At 57.1% G+C, this 6,424-nt stretch carries 8 protein-coding genes; 6 read left to right on the top strand and 2 right to left on the bottom strand.

Annotation, left to right across the window (positions count from 1 at the left end):
* The 4 genes from R2N11_RS26205 to R2N11_RS26190 form a co-directional block, all read left to right on the top strand.
* On the top strand, positions 1-893 hold an 893-nt coding region (locus tag R2N11_RS26205), incomplete at its 5' end, for a copper resistance protein B (RefSeq protein WP_316682948.1).
* 34 nt (positions 894-927) lie between these two features.
* Positions 928-1,314, top strand: a complete 387-nt coding sequence (gene copC, locus R2N11_RS26200; protein WP_012755710.1) for a copper homeostasis periplasmic binding protein CopC — start codon at positions 928-930, stop codon at positions 1,312-1,314.
* Between the two features lie 4 nt (positions 1,315-1,318).
* Positions 1,319-2,248, top strand: a complete 930-nt coding sequence (gene copD, locus R2N11_RS26195; protein WP_012755711.1) for a copper homeostasis membrane protein CopD — start codon at positions 1,319-1,321, stop codon at positions 2,246-2,248.
* Between the two features lie 33 nt (positions 2,249-2,281).
* The gene (locus tag R2N11_RS26190; RefSeq protein WP_024977761.1) at positions 2,282-2,770 is read left to right on the top strand and encodes a DUF411 domain-containing protein; all 489 of its coding nucleotides are present in this window, start codon (positions 2,282-2,284) and stop codon (positions 2,768-2,770) included.
* A gap of 390 nt (positions 2,771-3,160) precedes the next feature.
* Here the strand turns inward: R2N11_RS26190 and R2N11_RS26185 are convergent, their stop codons facing one another.
* Positions 3,161-4,426, bottom strand: coding sequence for a hypothetical protein (locus R2N11_RS26185; protein ID WP_012755713.1), 1,266 nt, complete (start codon positions 4,424-4,426; stop codon positions 3,161-3,163).
* Between the two features lie 266 nt (positions 4,427-4,692).
* Here R2N11_RS26185 and R2N11_RS26180 point away from each other — a divergent pair, with 266 nt between their 5' ends.
* Positions 4,693-5,037, top strand: a complete 345-nt coding sequence (locus R2N11_RS26180; protein ID WP_021197777.1) for a CzcE family metal-binding protein — start codon at positions 4,693-4,695, stop codon at positions 5,035-5,037.
* 150 nt (positions 5,038-5,187) lie between these two features.
* On the opposite strand, the gene R2N11_RS26175 is transcribed toward R2N11_RS26180, so the two are convergent.
* Positions 5,188-5,670 (bottom strand): cupredoxin domain-containing protein, encoded by a 483-nt coding sequence (locus R2N11_RS26175; protein ID WP_012755714.1) that lies wholly within the window; start codon positions 5,668-5,670, stop codon positions 5,188-5,190.
* Positions 5,671-6,046: 376 nt separating this feature from the next.
* Here R2N11_RS26175 and R2N11_RS26170 point away from each other — a divergent pair, with 376 nt between their 5' ends.
* The gene (locus R2N11_RS26170; protein ID WP_316682947.1) at positions 6,047-6,322 is read left to right on the top strand and encodes a hypothetical protein; all 276 of its coding nucleotides are present in this window, start codon (positions 6,047-6,049) and stop codon (positions 6,320-6,322) included.
* Positions 6,323-6,424: the final 102 nt, after the last annotated feature.

Raw genomic sequence — 6,424 nt, 5'->3', positions numbered from 1 at the left:
GTATGGACCATGGCTCGATGCAGGGTATGGACCAGGGCTCAATGCAGGGTATGGACCAGGGCTCAATGCAGGGTATGGACCAGGGCTCAATGCAGGGTATGGATCAGGGCTCAATGCAGGGTATGGATCATGGTTCGATGCAAATGCAAGGCGGCTCACCGCCTCCTGATGCGCGGGATCCGAATGCATACTCGGGTGGATATCAGTTGGGTGTCGGAAAGTTCGCGCTGGGCAATACCCGCCAGCTCATGATGGCCGATGAGCACAATTTTGGATCGTTCTTGATTGATCGCCTGGAGTGGGTACGCGGCCCCAACTCCAACGCCGCTTCTTACGAAGCGCAAGCGTGGTACGGAAGCACTTACGACAAGGTCGTGCTGAAGGCGGAAGGCGATGTGAAAAAAGGTCGACTCGAGGAGGCGCGTACCGAGTTGCTATGGGGGCATGCGATCACGACGTTCTGGGACACCCAGCTTGGGATTCGCAATGACGTTGGCTCGGGGCGTCCAGCGCGGAACTGGGCGGCTTTCGGTGTGCAAGGTCTGGCGCCATACTGGTTCAACATCCAGGCCACTGCATACGTTGGTAACAGTGGTCGTACCGCCCTGCGGTTGTCCACGGAGTATGAGTTGCTGCTGACTCAGCGCCTTATCCTACAACCGCGCGTGGAGGCGAACCTCTACGGAAAGAATGATCCGGCTTTGGAGATCGGCAGCGGCCTGTCCAGCGCTAGCGTCGGATTGCGTTTGCGTTACGAGTTCAGTCGGCAATTCGCGCCTTACATCGGCGTCGAGCGGTATCAGACTTTTGGCAACACCGCCAACATGATTCGGGCAGATGGCGGCCGAAGCGGTGAGACCCGATTTGTGGCAGGCCTGCGTGTTTGGTACTAGCCATTCTCTATTTACACCACCAGGAGGTATTGACATGTTGACCCCTCGTTACATCGCAAGCATCGCTGTCGCGGCATCGGCCATTTTCGCCAGCACGGCCGCATTCGCGCATCCTAAGCTGCTGTCTTCGACGCCTGCTGACAAAGCGGAAGTCGCCGCGCCGGCAAAGATCGAGCTTAAGTTCTCGGAAAATCTCTCGACGCAATTCTCGGGGGCTAATCTCGTTATGACGGAGATGCCTGGCATGTCCAGTCACGACGCCATGAAAGTCGCCGCGAAGGTCGCCGCCGACGATGACCCCAAGACGATGGTCATCACGCCCGCACAGCCGCTGATGACGGGAACCTACAAGGTCGAATGGCGTGCTGTCTCGTCGGATACGCACCCGATGACGGGAAACTTCTCGTTCAAGGTGAAGTAAAGTTATGGCAGACGACTGGCTCAATATCGCCCTGCGCTTTGCGCTGTACGTGGATCTGACGATCCTGTTTGGAGTCTCGCTGTTCGGTGCTTACGCCTTGCGCCCCGATCATCGGAGCTCAGCGATTGCGCGCCGGTATGTCTGCGCCATTGGCGTCGCCGCAGCTTCCGGTATTGTGCTGTCTCTCTGGAGTATCGTAGTGACGGCCAAAGCGATGACCGGAGCCGCCGAATACGCGGAGTTGAGCAGCCACGTCTTCGGCATGATGCTGAGTAGCACTGCGGTTGGCATTGGGTGGTTGGTTCGTATCGCAGCCCTGGCGGCTTGTTTAATCATCGTCATGTGTGTGCGTAGGATGCCAACTCTGCACTTTGATATCTTTGCTGTTCTGGGGGCGGTAGCGCTGGCAACAGTGGCCTGGGCAGGGCATGGCGCGATGCACGACGGTTCGCGTGGATACGTCCACATCACGGCCGACATCGCCCACTTGTTAGCCGCGGGTGCATGGGTTGGATCGCTGACAGCGTTTGTGTTGCTTGCGCGGGCGCAGCAGGCGGCTTCATTGGAGTCGGTGGAAATCCTCAACCACACGTCCAACGGCTTCGCCCGTCTTGGGACATTGATTGTCGCCACGCTGCTCGCAACGGGCGTCGTCAACTATCTGTTGATCGTGGGCCCAACAATCGACGGGTTGGCCACTTCGGCATACGGCGTCCTGTTGTTGGCCAAGTTGGCACTGTTTGGGCTTATGCTCGGGCTGGCGGCAGCCAACCGTTACCTGTTGAGTCCGCAACTTGAAATCGCAATGCGCAGCGGCGACCACGCTGGCGCAGTCATGACACTGCGCCGCAGCCTGCTCACGGAGGCCAGCCTCGCCGTCGTGATACTTGCTTTGGTTGCGTGGCTCGGGGTGCTTTCTCCGCCTGGGACCTAATTCCGTCATTTTCGTGTAGCCATTCAACGCTCCATGACAACGCCATTGAACTCGCAGTCTATATCCGCGTCTAGGCGATCTCTGATGGTCGGCCTGGCTCTCTTGCCTGCCATAGCTTTGGCGCAGAAGTCTGAGCCAAAGCCTACATTCCAAGTTTGGAAGACGCCGGGTTGTGGATGCTGCAAGGATTGGTTGTCCCACCTGCGGGACAACGGATTCGATGTAGTCACACACGACGTCGAAGACACCGTCGAGGCTCGACGCAAGACAGGCATTCCCGATCGCTACGCCTCGTGCCATACGGCAGCCGTGCAGGGCTATGCCGTGGAAGGCCATGTGCCTGCGCGCGAGATCAAGCGCCTATTGCGGGAACGCCCTAAGGCAATCGGGCTGGCGGTCCCCAGCATGCCCATCGGTGCGCCTGGCATGGACGGTCCGGCGTACGGTAATCGACGTATGCCGTACAACGTATTACTGATCGGTTTGGATGGGACATCCACTGTGTTCCAAGCGTACAGCTGAACGAATAGAAGACGTTGGCCGTGAAAACGATGGGTTCACCATGTATGTGGCCAACAAATCTGGCGATACACCGACGCAATCACTGGTTGGCTCACCAGGAGCGGTCATGAGGAACATGTCGGTGGCCGACCTGCCTGCCGATGTACTCGCGGCAATGGCTCTCGTCTTCGTCACATGGATTGTTCTCCTAGTGGGTTTCGCTTGGTACCTGCGCCGCAAACATGGCGTAAGACGGCACGCAGACGCGCGTGCCGCTATTCATGGCCGCCGTAGTAAGAAACCACGTCGACGCGCTTTGCGACGAAGCTCTGGGAACCCATGATCTGCCGCAGGTTCCAGGGTGCCTTGTGTCACGCACCGCTAGGAATTCGCCGTGTTTCTCGCCGCTGACTACAGCGTTCGAGCGATAGCTTCGATCGGCTTGATCCCCACGCCAAAACGCGCAATGCTATCTCGGTGTTCGGTGAGACTGGTATAGGGAACATAGCGAATGCCTAGTTCTGCAACCCTGCGGAAAGCGGGACGTGCGAGTTGGGCGCGCACGTCCGCCTCTCTGGCATCTGGAGCCACCAGGAATAGGTGTTTCCTTGTCGCTTGATCTGTGCCCAAAGCCAGATCTAGCAGTCGTACGATGCCCGAGTAGATGGATGTGGTGTGTTCGACCTCGAAGGCAGCTTCCACTTCCAGCGAGACAGCGTTCAGCCAGACGACATCGATGAGAGGCACGGTGTCAGCGCCTGAAACCAAAAGTGAATTCGGCAATGTTGCCAGGCAGCCCTCGCTGAGCACGCCGCCATTGTAGGGGCGGCTGCGGTCGTTGGTCGCCACCCAGACCGCGAAGCCCAATGCCTTGCCAAGATCGCGCAACCAGCCTTGCACCTCTGTATGAGAGGCATCGTCGGTTCGGCCTGCTTGAAGTTGCTTGGCGAAGGAGGCTGCTTCCTCGCGGGCCTTAGCCAGATCCTTCTCCCACTCAGCAATCGTGGTAGCGCCACCCTCTTGCGGCGGAGCTGGATAGCGCTCCATTCCGATATCGAACAGCAGTCCGGCAATCGCACCCAGGTCATTGGACAGCAGGTCGCGGTAGCGTCCATTCAGGGACAGCACGCCCTCGCGCATGGCCAAGTAGTGGTCCCATTTGCCGAGCTTGACACGAGAGCCCGTCAGCGCGTTGTATCCATTGACGATCGCAGTGTTGAAGGGAACCGCCAAAGTTGGGTGGATGAAATACAGCAGGTTGGCAACGGCTGGGCCCAGCCCCTTGATGCCGTGCCGGTTCAACTGCTGAATCGCTTGAACTACCTCTTGCTCGGTATCGCAGCAATTGCACGTATGCAGCAGTCTGGCGAACGCTCGCTGATGATCTGCGTTCTCGTAGATGTCCGGAATACGCAACTTGGGTTTCCAGAGGAATGCGTGGTCCGCCCCCTTGAAGATTTGGCGCTGCTCGGCAATCGCGGAGACCACGGTTTCGAGAGAGGATCCGCGATAGGCGTTGCCAAATGTCCCAGCCTGGATCTCGTTGACCACCGTACTAATGCCACGCCGGATGGAGCGGAAATTCTTGAGGCGCTCGGGCCAGAGAAACCACGTCTGGAAAGTTCCGTCTCTGTCAGGCTTCCATCGCTCAATGAGCGTTCTTGTTAAATCGGTCATGCAAAATCCACTATTTTTATCGTGGCACTGTCCGATCGGGACAGTGTATGTACTTTCCGGCACCGTTTCAATGCTGATTCGACAGAGTTAAAGCGACCTATTCACCGCCAATCTCCGCGTGCCATCCACGAAAAAAAGGTGCCAGGATTGCGACAAACGCAGTGCTTGTTAACAAAACTGTAATCGCAGCGACAGGGTGCTGTCGTCGTCTACAACGTAGAATTTAGCAGCATGGATGCATTCTCAGCATTTGTGCGGAGCACGTCATGAACCTCATGCGGGCCCTCCAAAGCGCCCTCATGCTCTTGCTGCTAGGTTTCGCGTCTGGGTGTACATCCGTCGCTACGACGCCAGCGCAGTTTGGGCATCCAGTCGCAATTGCACATGCGAGCCGAACAATTATTTTGACTCCACGCATCAGATACGTGCATGTGTACACTGGTGAAACAGTTGCTTTCCGGATTGGGGAAAAGGAAATTGGCTGGATGTTCACGGCCCCAACAATCGGAGGTGGCCAACCAATCGATATGGGCTCGATCTTTCCTGATATTCCTGAGGCAAAGGGCATCGCGATTTTTATTGAGCGGAGCAATCTTTACAGGGCAGGATAATCGGTCGCGATGGGAAAGGCGAAGCGCCGCAAGATGGCGCGCGGCTACAACCTCCGCTTCATGTGGTTCACATTCTTGGGATGACATGCCGATTTTAGCTTGACGAGAGCGAGACCTCGATTGACGAGTATCGAATGTTGTCGCTTTCCCCTACTTGACCACAATCTTTCCGATCATTCCGGCTTCGTAATGCCCTGGTACAAGGCAAGCAAAATCAACCATGCCGGGTTCATCGAATCGCCAAATGAGTGCTCCTTGTTGGCCAGGCTCGAGCGCGAGATGCTTTCCAATAGTGTGGTGGCTCATCTCCGGCATCTTGCGCATCATCTCGGCATGCTCCTTTAAGTCGGCAGCGGTGCCGATCACCAGTTCATGGTGTACTTTGCCAATGTTCTCGACAACGAAGCGCACAGTCTCCCCCACTTTGACGGTGAGCGTGGTCGGTTGGAAACGCATGTCATCGCTCATAGTCACATTGATGGTACGCGTCACCTTTTGAGGATCTCCAGGCTGGCCTGCCTTCGGCGCGGGTTCGCTGGAATTGGAACCGAGACCTTCGAGTTGATTCGCCGCACCAAAGGCGGCTAGGGGCGCAAAACTCAGTGCTAGGATGGAGCGAGAAAACCTGTTCATGAGCCTCTCCCTTTTGGAAAGCGGTTGAAATACTTGGTGCGGCTCGACGTTGCCGCGGGGTGGGCGGAAGCCGTTCGCCAAAACGGGGCCCGCCTCTACCGAATCGCGTTGGCTTGGCGACAAAAACTCGGCCCGTGGCATCAATGATAGATCTTGGAACACTCGCCCGTCGATCGGCAGTTACCCATCAGCAGGGGCAACATCAATTGCAATGAGACGCGTGCTGGTTGAAGCTCGCCAGTTGCGCTGGGAGAAAATCCGCTCGAGAAAGAGGGGGCACAGCGAAGACCAAGCTTTCTTTCGGACGGGGCGGCTAGGCGTGCAGATCCCGGTCTTCAAGCTTGATCGTCGGTGATGAGCTGAAGCGGAGCGCGTAATGTCAATCAGATATCCCGTGATTACTGAAGGCGGGTACGTTTTGCGGGCGTGCAGCGCGCTGGCACTGGCGGCGATGGTCAGTGGCTGCACAACTGCTTACGAAGGCAAATATGAGTACGCCGAAGGCTGGCGGCTAGGCGTGATCGTAAGAACCGGCACGCTCGCCGACATGGCCCCTGTGGAGGCAATGTGCTCGCTTGCAGACCAGAGCAGCACGGCACGCTTTGCCTATGTGCAGTTCATCTTTGGGCCGACCCACGGCAAGTTTCTTTAGGGGTCTCCTCGTTTTCAGTGCAATAAGTGACGGTACGAAAAGCTAGCACTGGCGCGGAGGTGGTGTTGGTAGATCGTTGATTTCATTGACTTTCCTGTTCAC

This window comes from Ralstonia flaminis (assembly GCF_958415495.1).
Taxonomy (GTDB): domain Bacteria; phylum Pseudomonadota; class Gammaproteobacteria; order Burkholderiales; family Burkholderiaceae; genus Ralstonia; species Ralstonia flaminis.
Note: the sequence above shows the minus strand (reverse complement) of the source record. Positions and strands in the feature narration are given on the sequence as shown.